General features: G+C 65.3%; 18 protein-coding genes. 11 read left to right on the top strand and 7 right to left on the bottom strand.

Annotation, left to right across the window (positions count from 1 at the left end):
* Positions 1-133: 133 nt before the first annotated feature.
* The 4 genes from AC1DZU_RS11170 to AC1DZU_RS11155 are packed head-to-tail and all read left to right on the top strand — an operon-like array spanning position 134 to position 5,731.
* Positions 134-2,566, top strand: coding sequence for a glucan 1,4-alpha-glucosidase (locus AC1DZU_RS11170; protein WP_477284544.1), 2,433 nt, complete (start codon positions 134-136; stop codon positions 2,564-2,566).
* 33 nt (positions 2,567-2,599) lie between these two features.
* Entirely contained in the window at positions 2,600-3,613 is a 1,014-nt protein-coding gene (gene gnd, locus AC1DZU_RS11165) for a phosphogluconate dehydrogenase (NAD(+)-dependent, decarboxylating) (RefSeq protein WP_477284542.1), read from the top strand.
* A 22-nt stretch (positions 3,614-3,635) separates the two neighbouring features.
* Positions 3,636-5,012, top strand: a complete 1,377-nt coding sequence (gene zwf / locus AC1DZU_RS11160; RefSeq protein WP_477284540.1) for a glucose-6-phosphate dehydrogenase — start codon at positions 3,636-3,638, stop codon at positions 5,010-5,012.
* 14 nt (positions 5,013-5,026) lie between these two features.
* A complete protein-coding gene (locus AC1DZU_RS11155) occupies positions 5,027-5,731 on the top strand; it encodes an ROK family protein (protein ID WP_477284538.1) in 705 nt (234 codons plus the stop codon).
* A gap of 25 nt (positions 5,732-5,756) precedes the next feature.
* On the opposite strand, the gene AC1DZU_RS11150 is transcribed toward AC1DZU_RS11155, so the two are convergent.
* Positions 5,757-5,888, bottom strand: a complete 132-nt coding sequence (locus AC1DZU_RS11150) for a hypothetical protein (RefSeq protein WP_477284536.1) — start codon at positions 5,886-5,888, stop codon at positions 5,757-5,759.
* Between the two features lie 59 nt (positions 5,889-5,947).
* Between AC1DZU_RS11150 and AC1DZU_RS11145 the strand changes: the two genes are divergently transcribed.
* The 4 genes from AC1DZU_RS11145 (at position 5,948) to AC1DZU_RS11130 (ending at position 9,030) form a co-directional block, all read left to right on the top strand.
* Positions 5,948-6,409, top strand: a complete 462-nt coding sequence (locus tag AC1DZU_RS11145; protein WP_477284535.1) for a Ros/MucR family transcriptional regulator — start codon at positions 5,948-5,950, stop codon at positions 6,407-6,409.
* Between the two features lie 121 nt (positions 6,410-6,530).
* A complete protein-coding gene (locus tag AC1DZU_RS11140) occupies positions 6,531-6,962 on the top strand; it encodes a hypothetical protein (protein ID WP_477284533.1) in 432 nt (143 codons plus the stop codon).
* Positions 6,959-7,630 carry an aminotransferase class I/II-fold pyridoxal phosphate-dependent enzyme gene (locus AC1DZU_RS11135; RefSeq protein WP_477284531.1) on the top strand — a complete coding sequence of 224 codons (672 nt, stop codon included), beginning with the start codon at positions 6,959-6,961 and terminating at the stop codon, positions 7,628-7,630. Before AC1DZU_RS11140 ends, AC1DZU_RS11135 begins: the two co-directional genes overlap by 4 nt.
* 161 nt (positions 7,631-7,791) lie before the next feature.
* Positions 7,792-9,030: an MFS transporter gene (locus tag AC1DZU_RS11130; protein ID WP_477284529.1), complete on the top strand. Its 1,239-nt coding sequence runs from the start codon at positions 7,792-7,794 to the stop codon at positions 9,028-9,030.
* Positions 9,031-9,033: 3 nt separating this feature from the next.
* Here the strand turns inward: AC1DZU_RS11130 and AC1DZU_RS11125 are convergent, their stop codons facing one another.
* The 6 genes from AC1DZU_RS11125 to hemC form a co-directional block, all read right to left on the bottom strand.
* On the bottom strand, positions 9,034-9,750 hold the full coding sequence (locus tag AC1DZU_RS11125; protein WP_477284527.1) for a glutamine amidotransferase: 717 nt from the start codon (positions 9,748-9,750) through the stop codon (positions 9,034-9,036).
* A gap of 17 nt (positions 9,751-9,767) precedes the next feature.
* Positions 9,768-10,247: a tellurite resistance TerB family protein gene (locus tag AC1DZU_RS11120; protein WP_095084069.1), complete on the bottom strand. Its 480-nt coding sequence runs from the start codon at positions 10,245-10,247 to the stop codon at positions 9,768-9,770.
* A 102-nt stretch (positions 10,248-10,349) separates the two neighbouring features.
* The gene (locus AC1DZU_RS11115) at positions 10,350-11,951 is read right to left on the bottom strand and encodes a heme biosynthesis HemY N-terminal domain-containing protein (protein WP_477284525.1); all 1,602 of its coding nucleotides are present in this window, start codon (positions 11,949-11,951) and stop codon (positions 10,350-10,352) included.
* 10 nt (positions 11,952-11,961) lie between these two features.
* Entirely contained in the window at positions 11,962-13,428 is a 1,467-nt protein-coding gene (locus AC1DZU_RS11110) for a COG4223 family protein (RefSeq protein ID WP_477284523.1), read from the bottom strand.
* A 111-nt stretch (positions 13,429-13,539) separates the two neighbouring features.
* Positions 13,540-14,256, bottom strand: coding sequence for a uroporphyrinogen-III synthase (locus tag AC1DZU_RS11105; protein ID WP_477284521.1), 717 nt, complete (start codon positions 14,254-14,256; stop codon positions 13,540-13,542).
* 1 nt (position 14,257) lies between these two features.
* Positions 14,258-15,184 carry a hydroxymethylbilane synthase gene (gene hemC, locus AC1DZU_RS11100; RefSeq protein ID WP_477284519.1) on the bottom strand — a complete coding sequence of 309 codons (927 nt, stop codon included), beginning with the start codon at positions 15,182-15,184 and terminating at the stop codon, positions 14,258-14,260.
* 103 nt (positions 15,185-15,287) lie between these two features.
* On the opposite strand from hemC, the gene tsaD reads away from it, so the two are divergent.
* The 3 genes from tsaD to AC1DZU_RS11085 are packed head-to-tail and all read left to right on the top strand — an operon-like array spanning position 15,288 to position 17,735.
* Complete coding sequence (tsaD, locus tag AC1DZU_RS11095; protein ID WP_477285427.1) at positions 15,288-16,373, top strand: tRNA (adenosine(37)-N6)-threonylcarbamoyltransferase complex transferase subunit TsaD; 1,086 nt, start codon at positions 15,288-15,290, stop codon at positions 16,371-16,373.
* The gene (locus tag AC1DZU_RS11090) at positions 16,370-17,401 is read left to right on the top strand and encodes an NAD(P)H-dependent glycerol-3-phosphate dehydrogenase (RefSeq protein ID WP_477284517.1); all 1,032 of its coding nucleotides are present in this window, start codon (positions 16,370-16,372) and stop codon (positions 17,399-17,401) included. Before tsaD ends, AC1DZU_RS11090 begins: the two co-directional genes overlap by 4 nt.
* A 37-nt stretch (positions 17,402-17,438) precedes the next feature.
* Complete coding sequence (locus AC1DZU_RS11085) at positions 17,439-17,735, top strand: YciI-like protein (protein ID WP_477284515.1); 297 nt, start codon at positions 17,439-17,441, stop codon at positions 17,733-17,735.
* The last annotated feature ends 14 nt before the right edge of the window (positions 17,736-17,749 follow it).

Below are 17,749 nucleotides of genomic sequence, written 5' to 3'. Positions count from 1 at the left end.
GCCGGGAATAGTGGACGCTATGCGGCGCCCCTGTCAACGAGGGCGCCATTGGCCGTGGCGATCAACTTGCGGTGCAATGATTGAAAAGGGTTCGCGTCCTGGTCTAGGGAAAGGGCCAGGAGATCGCAATCGAATGCCAGTGACGCCAACCGTTGCTCCGGGCGCCCCGGGAATTCCGGCCCGCTGGACGTCAAGCGCCAAGAGTGGCGTTGGAACGTCCCTTTCGCCAAGCGGCCATATCTGGTTCACGATCAGCCATGGCATTCTCAACGAGATTTACTATCCGCACCTCGACAGCGCCTGCACGCGCGACCTTGGCCTGATCGTCACCGGCCCCGACGGCTATTTCTCCGAAGAAAAACGCGATGCTGTGCACGCCATCGAGCCATTCGAGGACGGCGTGCCGGCCTACAGGGTGGTCAACACCGCGACTGACGGCGCCTACCGGATCGAAAAGCGCATACTTGCCGACCCGGCACGGCCCGCTTTGCTGCAGGAAATTACCTTCACAGCGCTCAAGGGTGCCGCCGGCGACCATCGCGTCTATGCCTTGCTGGCGCCGCATCTCGTCAATGCCGGCATGGGCAACACCGCCTGGGTCGGTGACCACAACGGAAAACCCGTGCTGTTCGCCTCGGGGCGCGGCACCTGCCTGGCCCTGGCCTCGTCACTGCCCTGGCGCACGGGCACGGCCGGCTACGTCGGCGTCTCCGACGGCTGGCAGCAGCTCCACAATACCGGCGAGCTCGATCCGGTCTGCCGGCGGGCCGAGGACGGCAATGTCGCGCTGACCGGCGAGATCGGCTTTACCGCGTCCAAGACAACGGCCGTGCTGGCGCTGGGCTTTGGCGCGACATCGGACGAGGCGGCCGAAAATGCCTTCGCCAGCCTGAAGCAAGGCTTTGAGCCCGCCGCCAACGCCTACGTCGAGAGATGGCGCAAATGGCAAAAGAGCCTGCTGCCGCTGGACCGGCATGGCGAATCCGGGATCAACTTCTATCGCGTCTCGACCGCGGTTCTGTCGACCCACCGGTCGATCGCGATACCGGGTGCGGCGGTCGCCAGCCTTTCGATTCCGTGGGGCTTCAACAAGGGTGACGACGACCTCGGCGGCTACCATCTGGTCTGGCCGCGCGATCTGGTCGAGACCGCCGGTGGTTTTCTCGCCGCCGGCGATGCCGCGTCGGCCCTGCAAATCCTCGACTATCTCAGTTCCATCCAGCAGCCGGACGGCCACTGGCCGCAGAACGCCTGGCTCGACGGGTCGGCCTATTGGCCAGGCATCCAGATGGATGAATGCGCGTTCCCGTTGCTGCTGGCCGATTCGCTGCACCGCGCCGGGCACCTGCCGCAGGCCAGGCTGCTCGCCTTTCAGCCGATGATCGAGCGCGCCGCCAGCTATGTCGTGCGCAACGGACCCGTCACCGGTGAGGACCGCTGGGAAGAGGATGCCGGCTACAGCCCGTTCACGCTTGCCGTCGAGATCGCGGCACTGCTTGCCGCGGCCGACCTGCTCGACGCCTGCGGCAAGCAGGTCGCCGCGACCTATCTGCGCGAGACCGCCGATGTCTGGAACGACCAGGTCGAGCGCTGGACCTATGTCACCGGCACGGCACTCGGCAGGCAGGCCGGCGTCGACGGCTATTACGTGCGCATCGCGCCACCCGACAGCGCGGAGGCCGGTTCACCGAAGGACGGCTATGTCCCGATCAAGAACCGGCCGCCCGGCGCTTCCGACCAGCCGGCCGAGGCAATCGTCAGCCCGGACGCTCTGGCGCTCGTCCGCTTCGGCCTGAGGGCAGCCGACGATCCGCGTATCGTCGACACGGTCACGGTCATCGATGCGCAATTGCGCTGCGACCTGCCGCAAGGGTCGCTCTGGTACCGCTACAATGGCGATGGCTATGGCGAGCATGAGGATGGCGCGCCCTTCGACGGCACCGGCCAGGGCCGGCCGTGGCCGTTGCTCGCTGGCGAACGCGCCCATTACGAGCTTGCAGCCGGACGCGAGGACAGAGCGGTGGACCTGCTGGCGGCGCTGGAAGGCTCGGCCGGGCTGGGCGGCCTGCTGCCCGAACAGGTCTGGGACGGAGCCGACATGGCCGAGCGCGAACTGCTGCACGGTCGCCCTTCGGGCAGCGCCATGCCGCTGGTCTGGGCGCATTCGGAGCATATCAAGCTGTTGCGCTCGGCGCGCGACGGCGCGGTCTTCGACATGCCGCCGCAAGGCGTCAAGCGCTACATCGAGGACAAGACCGTATCGCCGTTCAGGACATGGCGCTTCAACAACAAGATCCGCACGCTGCCGGCCGGCAAGACGCTGCGCGTCGAGCTCTTGGCCCAGGCGACGGTTCGCTGGAGCAGCGATAATTGGGCGACCGCCGTCGACACCCCGACGATCGAGAACGCTTTCGGCGTCCATCTGGTCGACCTGCCCACGGCCAGCCTCCCCTGCGGAAGCTCGCTGATCTTCACTTTTTTCTGGCCCGGAGCCGGCGATTGGGAGAATGTCGACTTCACCGTCATATCAGGCGATCAGGATAGCCAGTCGATCCTTCCTCGATAAATCCAGTAATCTCCAGGAAACAGGGACGAAACCATGCAGATCGGAATGATGGGATTGGGCCGGATGGGCGCCAACATGGTCCGGCGCCTGATGCGCGACGGCCACGAATGCGTCGTCTATGACATCAACCCGGCCAGCGTCGCCGCCCTGGTGACCGACGGCGCGTCAGGGACGGCATCCATGGACGAATTCGTCGGCAAGCTGGCCAAGCCGCGCTGCGTCTGGCTGATGCTGCCGGCGGCGATCACCGGCAAGATCATCGATCAGGTGGCCGCCCTGATGGAACCCGGCGACATCATCATCGACGGCGGCAATTCCTACTATCACGACGCCGTCGACCAGGCCGCGAAACTGGCCGCCAAGGGTATCCATCTTGTCGATGTCGGCACCAGCGGCGGTGTCTGGGGCCTTGAGCGTGGCTATTGCCTGATGATCGGCGGTCCCGACGTGGCGGTGCAGCACCTTGATTCGATCTTTGCCACGCTGGCGCCCGGTGCCGATGCCGGTTCCAATCCGCCCAAGGATGCCGGGACCGCACCCTATGGCTATCTGCATTGCGGACCGAGCGGTGCCGGCCACTTCGTCAAGATGGTGCACAACGGCATCGAATATGGCGTGATGGCCGCCTATGCCGAAGGCATGAACATCCTGAAGTCGGCCAATGCCGGCAAGCGGCAACGAACGGCGGACGCCGAGACCAGCCCCCTGGAAAACCCGCAATACTACCAGTTCGACGTCGACCTGCCTCAGGTGGCAGAGGTCTGGCGGCATGGCAGCGTCATCGGCTCCTGGTTGCTCGATCTCACCGCGGGCGCGCTGAAGGGTGATCCGGACCTGGCGAATTTCGGCGGCCGCGTCTCGGATTCCGGCGAAGGCCGCTGGACGCTGAAAGCAGCGATCGACACCGGCGTGCCGGCGCCGGTTCTGTCCTCGGCGCTGTTCGACCGCTTCTCCTCGCAAGGCGAATCCGAATTCGCCGACAAGCTGCTCTCGGCAATGCGCTATGCCTTTGGCGGCCATGTCGAGAAGCCGAAGTCCGGCTCGTGACGGCGGCAGGGGAGACACGCCGATGAGCCCGGAACGGTCCGACACGCTGGTGCTCTTCGGAGCCACCGGCGACCTCGCCCACAAAAAGATATTTCCAGCCCTTTACCAGATGGTGGCCAAGGGCACCCTCACTGAACCGGTGATCGGCGTGGCGTTCGACGCCTGGGACCTTCAGCAATTGCAGGCGCGCGCCCACGACGGCATCGTCAATGCGCTCGGCAAGATCGACGAAAAATTGTTCGCCAAGTTCGCCTCCCTGCTGCGCTATGTCAGCGGCGACTACCGCGATCCGGCGACGTTCGAGAGACTGAAAAGCGCGCTCGGCACCGCCCAGCGACCGCTGCACTACATGGCGGTGCCGCCGACCATGTTCGAAACCGTCGTCCAGGGACTGGAGCAATCGGGCACCGCGCATGGCGCGCGGCTGATGGTCGAAAAGCCGTTCGGCCACGACCTGCAATCGGCGCGCTGGCTGAACCGGGTTCTGCATCTGGTGTTCAACGAACAGTCGATCTTCCGCATCGACCACTATCTCGGCAAGGAAGCGATCCAGAACCTGCTCTATTTCCGCTTCGCCAATTCCTTTCTGGAGCCGATCTGGAACCGCAACTTCGTCGAGAGCGTGCAGATCACCATGGCCGAGGATTTCGGCGTCGAGGGGCGTGGCCGCTTCTATGACAATGTCGGCTGCATCAGGGACGTCATCGAGAACCATCTGCTCAACATCCTGTTGCTGCTTGCCATGGAGCCACCCGTCGGCCGTTCCGCCGACGATTTGATCGACGAGAAGGTGCAGGTGCTGCGGGCGATCCGCACCTTGGCGAAAGACGACGTCGTGCGCGGTCAGTTCACCGGCTATCTCGCCGAACCCGGCGTGGCGCCGAACTCACCGGTCGAGACCTTTGCGGCGGTGCGTTTCTTCGTCGACACCTGGCGCTGGCAGGATGTGCCGTTCTTCATCCGCGCCGGCAAGAACATGCCGGTGCATGTCACCGAAGTTGTGGTGCGGCTGAAGCGGCCGCCGCTCGACGTCTTCGATCCGATCAAGCCGGCCGACCAGAACTACGTTCGCTTCCGCATCGATCCGCAAGTGGTGATCGCCGTCGGCGCCCAGCGCAAGGCGGCGGGCGACGACATGATCGGCGAACAGGTCGAACTGACGGCGCTCGACGACAGCAAGAGCGACATGCCGCCCTATGAGCGGCTGATCGGCGATGCCATGAACGGCAACGGCCAGTTGTTCACGCGCCAGGACGCCAGCGAGCTGGCCTGGCGCATCGTCGGCCCGGTGCTCGGCGACACCACGCCGCCGCACCTCTATGAACCGCTCACGTGGGGTCCGGCGGACGCGATGGCCGGGTTCGGGCCGCCCAATGGCTGGATCGATCCGGTAAAGTGAGTGGAGGTGGCGCAATGGCCAAAGCGGTGAAGCAACCGGCATCGGACGCCGAGAAGATCGTGCTTGCGATTGATATTGGCGGCTCGCATGTCAAGATCCTCAGCAGCGCCGGCGGCGCGGAGCGGCGCGCCGACTCCGGGCCCGGCCTGACGCCGCAGCAGATGACCGATGCGGTGAAGAAGCTTGCCGAGGGCTTGTCCTACGACGTCATCTCGATGGGCTACCCCGGCCCGGTCACCCACAACAGGCCGCTCACCGATCCTGCCAATCTCGGCAAGGGCTGGGCCGGCTACGATTTCGCCGCGCAATTCGGCAAGCCGGTGAAGGTGGTCAACGACGCGCTGATGCAGGCCATCGGCAGCTATGAAGGCGGCCGCATGCTGTTCATCGGACTGGGAACCGGCCTCGGTGCCGCGATGATCGTCGACAATGTCGCCCAGCCGATGGAACTCGCCCATCTTCCCTACAAGAACGGCAAGAGTTTCGAGGACTATGTCGGCGAACGCGGCCTGGAAAAGCGTGGCAAGAAGAGATGGCGGAAATACGTCTTCGACGTCGTCGACCGGCTCCGCGCCGCCATGCAGCCCGACTACGTCGTCATTGGCGGCGGCAATGTCGACAAGCTCGATGAATTGCCCGCCGAGAGCCGGCGCGGCGACAACACACGCGCCTTCGAAGGCGGATTTCGTTTGTGGCGCGACAAGGCGCTGATAGTCTGATATTGTTATTGTTTAATATAGTTGTTCAAAATAACGTGTGCCGCAGCATCAAGTCATTGCGCTGCGCAGATTTGCCGACTAGGAATTTCGCGCCACAAACAACGCTGCCCGTCCCGTGGATGCACAAAGGACGCCGCAGCATTTTGATCTTGCGCATGATCCTTTCCGGGAATCGAATCCGATTTTCAGGTCATTCGCTTTAGACGGAGGAATAGATTGACCGACGATAAAGACAGTGCCCGTAAAGACATCGACCTGCTCGAGCTGACCGCTCACATCGTGTCCGCTTATGTCGAGAAGAACCGCCTGCCCGCTTCTGGTCTCGCCGATCTCATCGCCAGCGTCAGCACTTCGATAAGCGGGCTCGGCCAGCCACCGGTCCCGGTGGCGGCACCGCTGGTTCCGGCGGTCAACCCCAAGAAATCGGTGACGCCGGACTTCATCATCTGCCTCGAAGACGGCAAGAAGTTCAAATCCCTGAAGCGTCACCTCGGCGTGCATTTCGGCCTGACGCCGGACGCCTATCGCGCCAAATGGGGCTTGCCATCGGATTATCCCATGGTCGCCCCCAACTATGCCGCTTCGCGTTCGCTGCTGGCGAAGTCGATCGGCCTCGGCCGCAAGGCCGCCGAGGTCGTGCCCGCCAAGGGCAGAGGCAGGAAGAAGGCCTCGGCCTAGGCAATTCGATCCTAAGCCAACGCTTAGGACCACTGGAACAGAAGCCTGCCGGCGAATCCGCCTTGGCAGGCTTCATGTTTTTGTGGCTTGGATGAACCGGACGGGTTCTTTGGGGGAAGCCATGAACTACACAAGGATGGTGATCGAGAAAGAGGCGCCGGAAGAGTACGGCTACGACCGGATCCGCTACAACCTCTCTGAAAGTTCGATCGCCGACCAGAAACTCTCCGACATCGGCCTGTCCTTGCCCGATCTCACGCTTTTCTACGGCGAGCATCGCGGCGACAAGGAGTTGCGCGCGCTGATCGCGGCGCAGGACGCCGTCTCGCCCGATGATGTGCTGGTCACCGCCGGTGCCGCCGGGGCGCTGTTCATCATCTCGACCTCGCTGTTGTCGCAGAGCGATCATCTGGTCGTCATCAGGCCCAATTACGCCACCAACATCGAGACCCCAAGGGCGATCGGCTGCGCCATCAGCTTTGTCGATCTGGCCTTCGACGAAGGCTTCGCCATCGAAGCGTCACCTGCCCGCACAACCCGACCGGCACGATGATGGACCGGGCCGATGTCGAACGCGTCAAGGCGGTGATCCAGCCTAACACCAGGCTGATCGACCTCGATGCGCTGGTAGCGCTAGCGGAAAGCAGGGGCTGCCATTTGCTGGTCGACGAGACTTATCGCGACCTCTCGTATGGCAAGCGCCTCCCGTCGGCTGCCTCGCTGAGCCCGAAGGCGATCAGCGTCTCGTCGCTGTCCAAGGCCTTCGGCATTCCCGGCATCCGCATCGGCTGGCTGATCACCAGGGATGCGGAACTTCAGGAGAAATTCCTCGCCGCCAAGGAGCAGATCGGCATCTGCGGCAGCGTCATCGACGAAGGCATCGCGCGCGGCATGCTGCAGCGCCGGGACGCGTTCCTGGCGACGCTGCTGCCCGAAATGGCCAGGCGCCGCGACATCGTCCAGGCCTGGATCGACCGCGAGCCGCTGGTCGACTGGGTACGCCCCGAAGGCGGTGTCGTCGGCTTCCCGCGTCTGAACGTCGATCCCGGCTTCGACCTCGACCGGTTCTATGTGAACCTGCTGGAGAACCATGGCGCCTATGTCGGACCCGGCCATTGGTTCGAAATGCCGAAGCGCTTCTTCCGCGTCGGTTTTGGCTGGCCGACGGAAGCCGAGTTGAGGAGCGGCCTCGACGCCATCTCTGCGGCGCTCAGGCAATAACGTCCTCGTGCAATCAACGGAACAGGGTCAAAATTCGTTGATCCAGCGCTGATTTTGGCGCACATCGGGCTGCGAACTTTGTTAGAAGTTCCCTTAGCCGGAACAGCGCCCATCCGGGAAGTGCCCCGCCGGCCGATGCCATCGCAACGGGGCCTCGATCCATGACTGCCGCACAAACCTCGCCGGACCAGCGCTATGCCGCGTTCCGCCACCGCTCCTTCCTGAGCTATTGGGCGGCGCGTTTCCTCACCACGTTCGCCACCATGATCGTGTCGGTAGCGGTCGGCTGGCAGATGTATGACCTGACGCGGGATCCCCTCGATCTCGGCCTGGTCGGCATCGTCCAGTTCCTGCCGTCGCTGCTGCTGGTGCTGGTCACCGGCGTCGTCGCCGACCGCTTCGGCCGTCGCCTGATCATGGCGCTGGCGGTGGTGGTGGAGGCGATCTGCGCGCTGACGCTGCTGTTCCTGACCCTGCATGGTATCAGCGGACCGCTGCCGATCTTCGTCGTGCTCGCCATGTTCGGCGTCGCCCGCGCCTTTTTCGGCCCGGCCTCGGCCTCGCTGTTCGCCAATCTGGTGCCTCCGGAGGATTTCGCCAACGCCATCGCCTGGAATTCGTCGGCCTGGCAGACGGCGACCATCGTTGGCCCGGTCGCCGGCGGCCTGCTCTACGGCGTGTCGGCGGAGGTCGCCTATGGCACTGCCGCCGTGCTTATGCTTGCGTCCGGGCTGCTGATCTTCACTATCCCGAAGCCCGCGCAACGCACGGCGACCGAGAAGCCGACGCTGCAGAACCTTTTCGGTGGGTTCAGCTATATCTGGAGCGAAAAGATCGTTCTGGGGGCCATCTCGCTCGATCTGTTCGCCGTGCTTTTGTCGGGCGCCTCGGCACTGTTGCCGATCTACGCCCGCGACATCCTCCAGCTCGGCCCCTGGGGCCTAGGCTTGCTACGTTCGGCGCCGGGCGTCGGCGCCATCTGCGTCGCCATCTGGCTGGCCGGCCATCCGATCCGCAACCATGCAGGGCTGATCATGCTCGGCTTCGTTGCGGCGTTCGGCGCCTTCACCGTGCTGTTTGGCCTGTCGACCATCACCTGGCTGTCGATCGCGGCGCTCGCCTTCCTTGGCGCAACCGATATGTTCAGCGTCTATATCAGGGAGACCTTGATCCAGTTGTGGACGCCCGACCATGTGCGCGGCCGCGTCAATGCCGTGAACCAGGTCTTCGTCGGCGCCTCCAACGAGGTCGGCGAATTCCGCGCCGGCACGATGGCGGCGTTGATCGGCACGGTGCCGGCCGTCGTGGTCGGCGGCGTCGGCGCGATCGCGGTCGCCGGGCTGTGGATCGTGCTGTTCCCGCAACTGCGCAAGGTGCGCCACCTCAACGGCCGAAACTGACGTCTACCGCAGCGCCGGCTTGCCGAAAATCATCCGCAGAAATTCATCCAGCCAGCGCTTGAGGTGCATGTCCCAGATCAGCCGGCCGCCGAGATGATCGCGGCCGGGCTGCGCCCCGGGCAACTCGAAGCGATGCGCGCCGCGCACCACCCAGCGCTGCATCATCGCCCTGGTCAACTCGCCGTGGAACTGGATGCCCCAGGCATTGTCGCCATAGCGGAAAGCCTGGTTGGGATAGGTCTCGGCCGTCGCCAGCAGCGTCGCGTCCCTGGGCAGTGAAAAGCCCTCGCGGTGGAACTGATAGACCATCTCCGGCCAATGCATCAGGGCCTTGCCGGCTTCGGTCGCCTTCAGCGGATACCAGCCGATCTCGACCAGCCCTTCGCCGTGACCCTCGACCTTGCCGCCGAGATGGTTGACCAGCATTTGCGCACCAAGGCAGATGCCAAGGCACGGCCGGTTCTCCTTGAGCGGTATTTCCAGCCAGGCGGTCTCGCGGCGGACGAACTCGTCCTCGTCATTGGCGCTCATCGGACCGCCGAACACCACCGTGCCGGCATGGCCGTCGAGCGTTTCCGGCAAGGTATCGCCGAGCGGCGGGCGCCGAATGTCGAGCTCGAAGCCCTCTTCCAAGAGCATGTGGCCGACACGTCCGGGGCTCGAATTCTCCTGATGCAGCACGATCAGGATCTTTGGCTTCGAACTCGTTTGGCGCGGCATGGGCAGGCGAAATCCGTCTATTCGTCGCTCGATGTTCCGGTGGCGCCGGGTGCCTGCTCCGCCGCCTTGCGGCGCGCCTCGATACGGTCGCGGCGTTCGACGCCGATCAGCTCGGCGACGCGCCAGACCGTGTTGTCCTCCAACTCGTGCAGCTCGCCATCGGCGTAGACGATCTCCCACATCAGGCCGATGAAGGCCTTGCGCGCCTCGGCATCGAGATGGCGCTTCAAGACACTGGTGAAGGCATAGAGATCGATCGCCTCATTGTCGGCCCGCTCGCCGGCGGCGGCGAGCGCTTCGAGTTCGGCGCCGCTGATCGAGTAGCTCTGGGCCAGCACCGCCTTGAACCGCTCCCACTCGACATCCTGGCGCACGCCATCGGCATTCATGACGTGATAGAGGAGCGCCGAAGCCGCAACGCGCGGATCGTCGCTGCTGGCATGCGTGCCGGCGCCGGCCGGCAAATCCCTCAGAAATGACAGAACGCGTTCAAACATGATCCATTCCTTAGAGCATGATGCCGAAAAGTGTGAGGCGGTTTTCGGACGACATCATGCTCTATCTGCTTGGGGTACAGGGGCCCTCACGGCCGGCCCAACTCAAAACAACCGAAACCGGCGCGGCGATTTTTCCGCTTCCTCGTCCGGATCGACGCCAGGATCGTCCGGCAGCCGCGCATGCTCCTCGGCCGGCTCGACCGCTTCGGCGTTGGCCGGCACCTCGGCGAAGGCGGCGGCCGTGATCGGCCGGACGTGATCTTCCTCGCGGCCTTCAGCATCCTTGCCCGCAGAAATCTCGCCGCCGGCGTCATCGATCACCTCGACCGGCCTCTCGCTCACCGGCTTTGCCAGCGCTTCGATGACCGGCACGGGGGCGGACGGTGCATCATCATGGCTGTCGATCAGCTGGCCGAGCCGCTCCATCGGCGCACGCCACTCGAAGGCGTCGAGCCGGCCGGTGACCGGCGATACCGGCGCCCACCGCTCCGAAACGACACCGTCGGCGACCCAGGCCGGATCGCGCGGCGCCCGTACCGCCCTGGAAAGCAGCTGCCGCACCTTGCCCTGGTCGCCGGTGTCGGCCTCCTCGATGTCGGCCAATAGCAGATAGGCACCCTCGCGGCGGTCCATCCTGATCGCCGCCTCGGCCTCGCGGCGGGCGGTCGAAAAATCCAGCGCGTCAAGTGCTGCGCGCGCCACCGTCATCGACGACTCGGCGTGGTTCTTCTTCATCTCCTGCAGCTTTTTCGCCCGGTTGAGGCGGTCGAGCACCGCATCGCCCGGCCGTGCATGTGTATAGAGCTCGGCGATCTCAGGATGCGGCTCGGCCCTCCACGCGGTCTCGAGGATTTTCGAGCCCTTGCGCACGTCGTTCTGCTTGAACAGCGCGGCGGCGGCGGCAACGGCGGCGGGGGCGAAGTCCGGCCGCAGCCGGTTGGCCTCGATCGCCGCGGTTCTGGCGGCAGTCGGATCGCTACCGGCAAGCGCCTGCGCCTTGGCCGTCAACAGCACTGCCCGACGGCGGTTGGCGGCATCGCGTTCGATCTGCCGTGTCGACTTCTGAGCGTCGACCAGTTTCAAGGCACCGTCCCAGTCGCCGCGAGCGGTCAATTCTTCCAGCGTCGATTCGGCCGCCCAGGCCAGTTGCGGTGCCATCACGGCGGCACGGCCGGCATAGTGCCTGGCGGCGTTGCGGTCGCCGAGCCGTTCGGCCTCGAGATAGAGCCCGCGCAGGCCGAGCAGCCGCATTTCGGGATCGTCGAGCATGCTCTCGAACTTCTGCCGCGCGCCTTCGTGATCGCCTTCGAGCAGCGACGCCTGCGCCTCGAGCAGATGGATCAGCGGCTCCTGGTCGGAGCGGATCAGCTTGGCCGCTTCCTTGGTTTTCTTGCGAGCCAGCGCGCCGTCACCGGCGCCGGCGGCGATCATGCCGGTCGACAGCGCCTGATAGCCACGGTCGCGGCGGCGCACGCGGAAATAGCGCGAAATGGTGTAGGGGCTGTTCCACAGCGACTTGAGCAGCCACCAGAAGATCATCACCGCGGCAACGACGGCAACGACGGCAACTGCCGCCACCATCAGACTGACCTGGTATTGGTAGCCGCTGAAGGTGACGACCATGTCGCCAGGCCGGTCGGCCAACCAGGCAAAACCGAGGCCGAGCGCGAAGACGACGATGAGGAAGGCCAAGAGGCGGATCATGGTGTTGCCCTCATGCCTTCATCGCGCCGGAGATCAGCGCGTCGACCTGTGTTTCGACCTCGATGCGTGCTTTCAGTTTGCCGGCAAAGTCGGCGCCGGCGGCCTTCACTGCTTCGGGCAGCGTGCCATACTCGATGAGCGCCTTGGCATAATCGCCCTGGCTGACCGCCACCTCCATGCGCGCGACGGTTTCCGGCGCACCGGCACCTTCGACGGCGCCGATCGGCCGGACTTTGACCAGCGATTCGGCGCTCGACAAAAGGTTCTGCAGGAAGCCAGCATTCTCGTCGACAGGCGTTGCGGCGGCGACCATGGCATTGGCCGCGGCATCCGCTTGCGATGCGATCTCGGCGCGGGTCGGCACGCCTTTTTCAGCATAGGTGCGCAGTGTCGCAAGCTGCGGCGCATCCGGCGAGATCGCGGCAAAGGTTTCGAGTTCGGCCGAGAATGGTGCGCCACGGTCGAGCGCGGACTTGAGCGCCGAGGCGGCGATGGCGAGCGCGATCTTTGGCTGTCCTGCCGCCGCCTCGACCTTGCCGGAAAGCTGCGACACCGACTGCTCCAACGCGGTGAGCCGGCCATCCAGCGCCGTCGTCGCTTCGCCGGCTGACTTTGCCTGCGCGTCGAGACCAGCCAGCTTTTCGTTGAGCGGGCCGAGATCGACCGGCGCCGCGCCGCCCGCCTTGCCAAGGGCGGCGACCGCCGTTTCGATCTGCTTGATCTTGTCGCCAAGCGCTGCGAGCCCGGCAGTGTCGCCCGCTCCACCGGATTCGACCGCCGACTTCAGCGCCGCGACATCCGTCTTGACCTGATCCAGCGCCGACGACAGGCCATCGACCTTGGCCGACGCGTCGGGGTTGCCGCCCGTTTCTTTCAGGCCGGCGATTTCGCTCTTCAGCGCGGCGATCTCGCTGTTGACGCCGTCGAGCGATACGCCGGAACCGGACCCCGGCGCGCCGAGCAGCCCGGCATATTGCAGGCCACCCGCGCCGACCAGCGCGATGACGCCGCCTATGATGCCGGCGGCAATGCCATTGAGGCCGCTACGCTTTGCCGGTGGTGTTGGCGCCATTCTATCGTCCCGTGTCTCGGTTCTCGCCTTGTTGTCGTCGGCCTGGGAGCGCTTCGCCGACGCATCCTCGAAATTGTAGTCGAAGGCTTTGGTCTTGTTGGCCGGCGCCTCGGACGCTCCGGGATAGGCAGGTTCAGCTTCGCTGGCGCCCTTGGCTGCCTCTGGCTGCTCCGATTCGGCCTGGGCGTCGGCATGCTCCCAGGGCTCGAGATCGGTCTGGTCGGCATGCACCGGTTCTTCGGGGACCTCGGCTTGCGAGACGGCCTCCTCTGGTGCCTCTTCGGTGCCGGCCTGGGGCTTTGCAGCGTCCTCGTCGGCGATGCGCGAGATCGCGCCGGGCTCGAGATCGATGGTCACCGGCTCGCGGCGGCCTTTCGAGTGTCGCATCTTCGGCGTCTTGACCATGCTTGGGCTCCGCACAATTCGCTTCGTCTCAACGCCTGGCGGCGCATGATGGTTCAGAAAATGGTCTAGCACATCACCAAGCGGTGAAAAGGGGCGGTGTGATGACGCGGCTCAGGGCCGCGCCCGCAAAAGCGCCAGCAGCGTATCCTCGTCGGGCTGTGCGGCAATGCGGATTCTTTCATTGGCAGTGCCGTCAAGCACTGCCGCAATGCGCGTGGAAAGGGCAAAAAATCTTGTCTTTTCAAAGAGCCCTTGCAGAGCGGGCCGTCTGATCAGGACCTGCATCGCTGCGGCCGCCTTGGCTGAATAAAGCAGCACCGCATCGGCGGGTTGGCCGGACAGGCGCTCGAGGATGGCTTCGTCGGAATAACCCACCGCGAGCGTGTCATATGTCTCGACGGCATGGACCCGGACACCTGCCGCCCTCAGCCTCTGTTCGAACACCGAAAAGCGCACGCGTCCACAGAGATAGACGATGGTCATCCCCGAAAGACGACCGGCAAGACTGTCGGCAAGCGCCTCGGCATCGCGCGGGCCTTCGCTGACCGACAAGAACCCCGCTTGGCGCGCGGCTTCCGCCGTCCTTGTTCCCACGGCATGGCAGGGCAGGCCGGCATGCGCCGCGATGAGCTCCCTGGACGCAAGCCGTACGGCATTGGCGCTGGTGATGGCCACCGCGACGGCACCGCCTGGAAGCAGGCCGGCATCGACCGGCAACGCCGCCGTTTCGGTCAACGGCAGAAGGATCGGCTGGAACCCCGTCTCCTGAAGCCGCTGTGCCGTGCGCGAGGCACCCGGTTCCGGTCTCGTCACCAGGACGCGAAACATTTCAGAGCCAGCCGTCGAAGAACTTTTCGCCGGCCTTTGCCCGCACCGTCCGGGCGGCTTCCTGGCCGATGCTGGCAGCGTCCTGCGCCGGTCCCTTGAGCTCGACCGTGTGCGACTGCGTACCGTCGGGCGAGATGATCAACCCGGCGAAGGACAGCTTTCCGGCCTCGATCGCCGCATAGCCGGCGATCGGCGTGCGACAGGAACCATCTAGCGCCGCCAGGAAGGCACGCTCGCAGCCGAGCGCCTGGCCAGTCGGCGCATCATGGATGGCCGCCAGCATCTTTTCGACGTCCCCGTCGCCGATGCGGGTTTCGATGCAGATCGCGCCTTGTCCCGGCGCCGGCGGAAAGATGTCGAGTGGCATCAGGTCGGTGACGACTTGGTCGAGCCCGAGCCGCTTCAGCCCGGCATAGGCCAGGATGGTGCCGGCGGCGACTCCTTCGTCGAGCTTGCGCAGGCGCGTCTGCACATTGCCGCGGAACATCACCACGTCGAGATCCGGCCGCATCCGCCGGATCAGCGCCTGCCGCCGCAGCGATGACGAGCCGACTTTCGCTCCATGCGGCAGGTCGGCGATGGTCTTCGCCGCCTTGCCGATAAAGGCGTCGCGCGCGTCCTCGCGCGGCAGGAAGGCGCTGAGTTCGAGACCGTCGGGCAGTTGCGTCGGCATGTCCTTCGACGAATGCACGGCGATGTCGATCCGGCCCGCCAGCAGTGCCTCCTCGATCTCCTTGGTGAACAGGCCCTTGCCGCCGGCCTCCGACAGCGGCCGGTCCTGGATCCGGTCGCCGCTGGTCGAGATGACGACGATCTCAAACGCTTCCGCCGGCATGCCATGCGCGGCCATCAGCCGCGCCTGCGTTTCATGCGCCTGTGCCAGCGCCAGCGGGCTGCCGCGTGTTCCGATTCTCAAGATTGTTTGCATGGCGTGCGGTCCGTGATAACCCCCGGGCAGACCGAGGCCTTTCCGGGCTTTCTCCTAATGGGGAAAGCGCCGACAGACAATCTCTAGGGACAGCGACGAATTGATCCGCGTTCTGGGCATTGAGACGAGTTGTGACGAGACCGCTGCCAGCGTCGTGGCGCTGGACGGTGACGCTGCGCCAAAAATCCTGTCCAACATCGTGCTCAGCCAGATCGAGGAGCATGCCGCCTTTGGGGGCGTCGTGCCGGAGATCGCGGCGCGCGCCCATGTCGAGGCGCTGGACGGTATCGTCGAGGCAGCCCTTGCCGATTCGGGCACAGCACTTGCCGATATCGATGCGATCGCCGCCACTGCCGGCCCCGGTCTGGTCGGCGGGCTGATTGTCGGGCTGATGACCGCCAAGGCGATCGCCGCGGCGGCGAACAAGCCGCTGATCGCCATCAACCACCTCGAAGGCCATGCCTTGACCGCAAGACTGACCGACGGGCTCGATTTTCCCTATCTGCTGCTGCTGGTCTCCGGCGGCCACACGCAGATCCTCGCCGTGCGCGGCGTCGGCGACTATCAGCGCTGGGCAACCACCATCGACGATGCGCTCGGCGAAGCCTTCGACAAGACCGCCAAGATGCTCGGCCTGCCCTATCCCGGCGGACCGAATGTCGAGAACGCTGCCCAAACCGGCGATGCCTCGCGCTTTGCCTTTCCGCGTCCGATGAAAGGCTCGGCTCAGCCCGACTTCTCCTTTTCCGGCCTGAAGACCGCCGTACGCCAGGCGGCGACAGCCATTGCGCCCTTGAGCGACCAGGATGTCGCCGACATCTGCGCTTCGTTCCAGGCAGCGGTGGCCGATGCGTTGGCCGACCGTGTCGCGCGTGCGCTGGCGCGCTTTCGCGAGACGTTTCCCGGCACCAAAAATCCGGCCCTGGTGGTTGCCGGCGGTGTTGCCGCCAACCGCACCATCAAGGCGACGCTGGAGCGACAGTGCGACGAGGCCGGCTTCACCTTCGTCGCGCCACCGCTGAAACTGTGCACCGACAATGCGGCGATGATCGCTTGGGCCGGCATCGAGCGGTTGCGCCAAGGCATGGCGCAGGAAAACGGCTTCGACTTCGTGCCGCGCTCGCGCTGGCCGCTGGACAGCATCTCGACGCCGATGGTCGGCTCCGGCCGGCGCGGAGCCAAGGCATGAGTGACCGGGAGATGAACAGCCAAGGCAGGGAAAAACCGGGCAAAAGCGGCTGGCGCGTCAGCGTGCTTGGCGGTGGCGCCTGGGGCACGGCGCTGGCGCTGGCCATGCTGCGTGCCGGCCATTCGGTGCGGTTGTTCGCCCGCGACCCCGAAACCGTCACCGCGATCGATCGCGGCGAGAACCCGCGCTATCTGCCGGGCATCGCCATCGCGCCCGGCATCGACGCGACGAGCGACATCAAGGCGGCACTCACGGGCGCCGATTGCGTGCTGGCGGTGACGCCGGCGCAATCGCTGCGGGCAACGCTGGCGGTCGCGAAAGGCCATGTGCCTGCCGATATTCCGCTCGTCCTCTGCGCCAAGGGCATCGAGCGCGACACCGGCGCCTTGCTGTCGGCGATCGTCGGCGAGATCCTGCCACAAAATCCGGTCGCCGCCCTGTCGGGTCCAAGCTTCGCCACCGATGTCGCCAGGGGCCTGCCGACGGCGGTGGTCGTGGCCGCCCGCGACGAGGCATTGGCCGCGGACCTCGCCGCCCGCTTTTCGGCGGAGAATCTGCGCTGCTATTCGAGCGACGACCTCATCGGCGTCGAGATCGGCGGCGCCTTGAAGAACGTCTTCGCCATTGCCGCAGGTGCTGTCACCGGGGCCGGGCTCGGCGCCAGTGCCCAGGCCGCCATGGTGACGCGCGGCTTCGTCGAACTGCGGCGCATCGGTGCCGCCTTCGGCGCCAGGCCCGAAACGCTGATGGGCCTGTCCGGCCTTGGCGACCTGCTGCTCACCTGCTCATCGACCCAGTCGCGCAACTTCGCCTACGGGCTGGCGCTCGGGCAAGGCAAGCCGCTTGCCGGATTGGCGCTGGCAGAGGGCGTGCCGACAGCGGCGATCGCCGCCCGCATCGCCACCGAGCGAAGCATCGACGCGCCGATCATTGCCGCCGTGGCGGCCATACTGGACGGCACCGTCACCATCCGGCAGGCTGTGACAGCCTTGATGACCCGTCCGCTCAAGACCGAAACCAACGATTGATCCCCACAACATCGATCCCACGACCAGGAGAAAGACCATGCTGTTTGCTTTGATTTGCAAGGACAAGCCCGGGAGCCTGCAGGTGCGCCTCGACACGCGTCCCGAGCATATCGCCTTTCTCGAAGAGTTGAACGGCGACAAGAAACTGGCTTTCGCCGGTCCCTTCCTTGACGCCGAAGGCAAGCCCAATGGCAGCCTCGTCGTCGTCGAGGCGCCGGACCTTGCCGGAGCACAGGCCTTGTCGGCCGCCGACCCGTACGCCAAGGCCGGGCTGTTCGACAGCGTCGAAATCCGCCAGTGGAACTGGACGTTCAACAAGCCGGCGGCTAGTTAATTCCGGTCGCTGGG

Source organism: Mesorhizobium sp. P2_A12 (genome assembly GCF_056405075.1).
The sequence above is the reverse complement of the archived record's forward strand: the minus strand, read 5'-3'. Positions and strand labels throughout refer to the sequence as shown.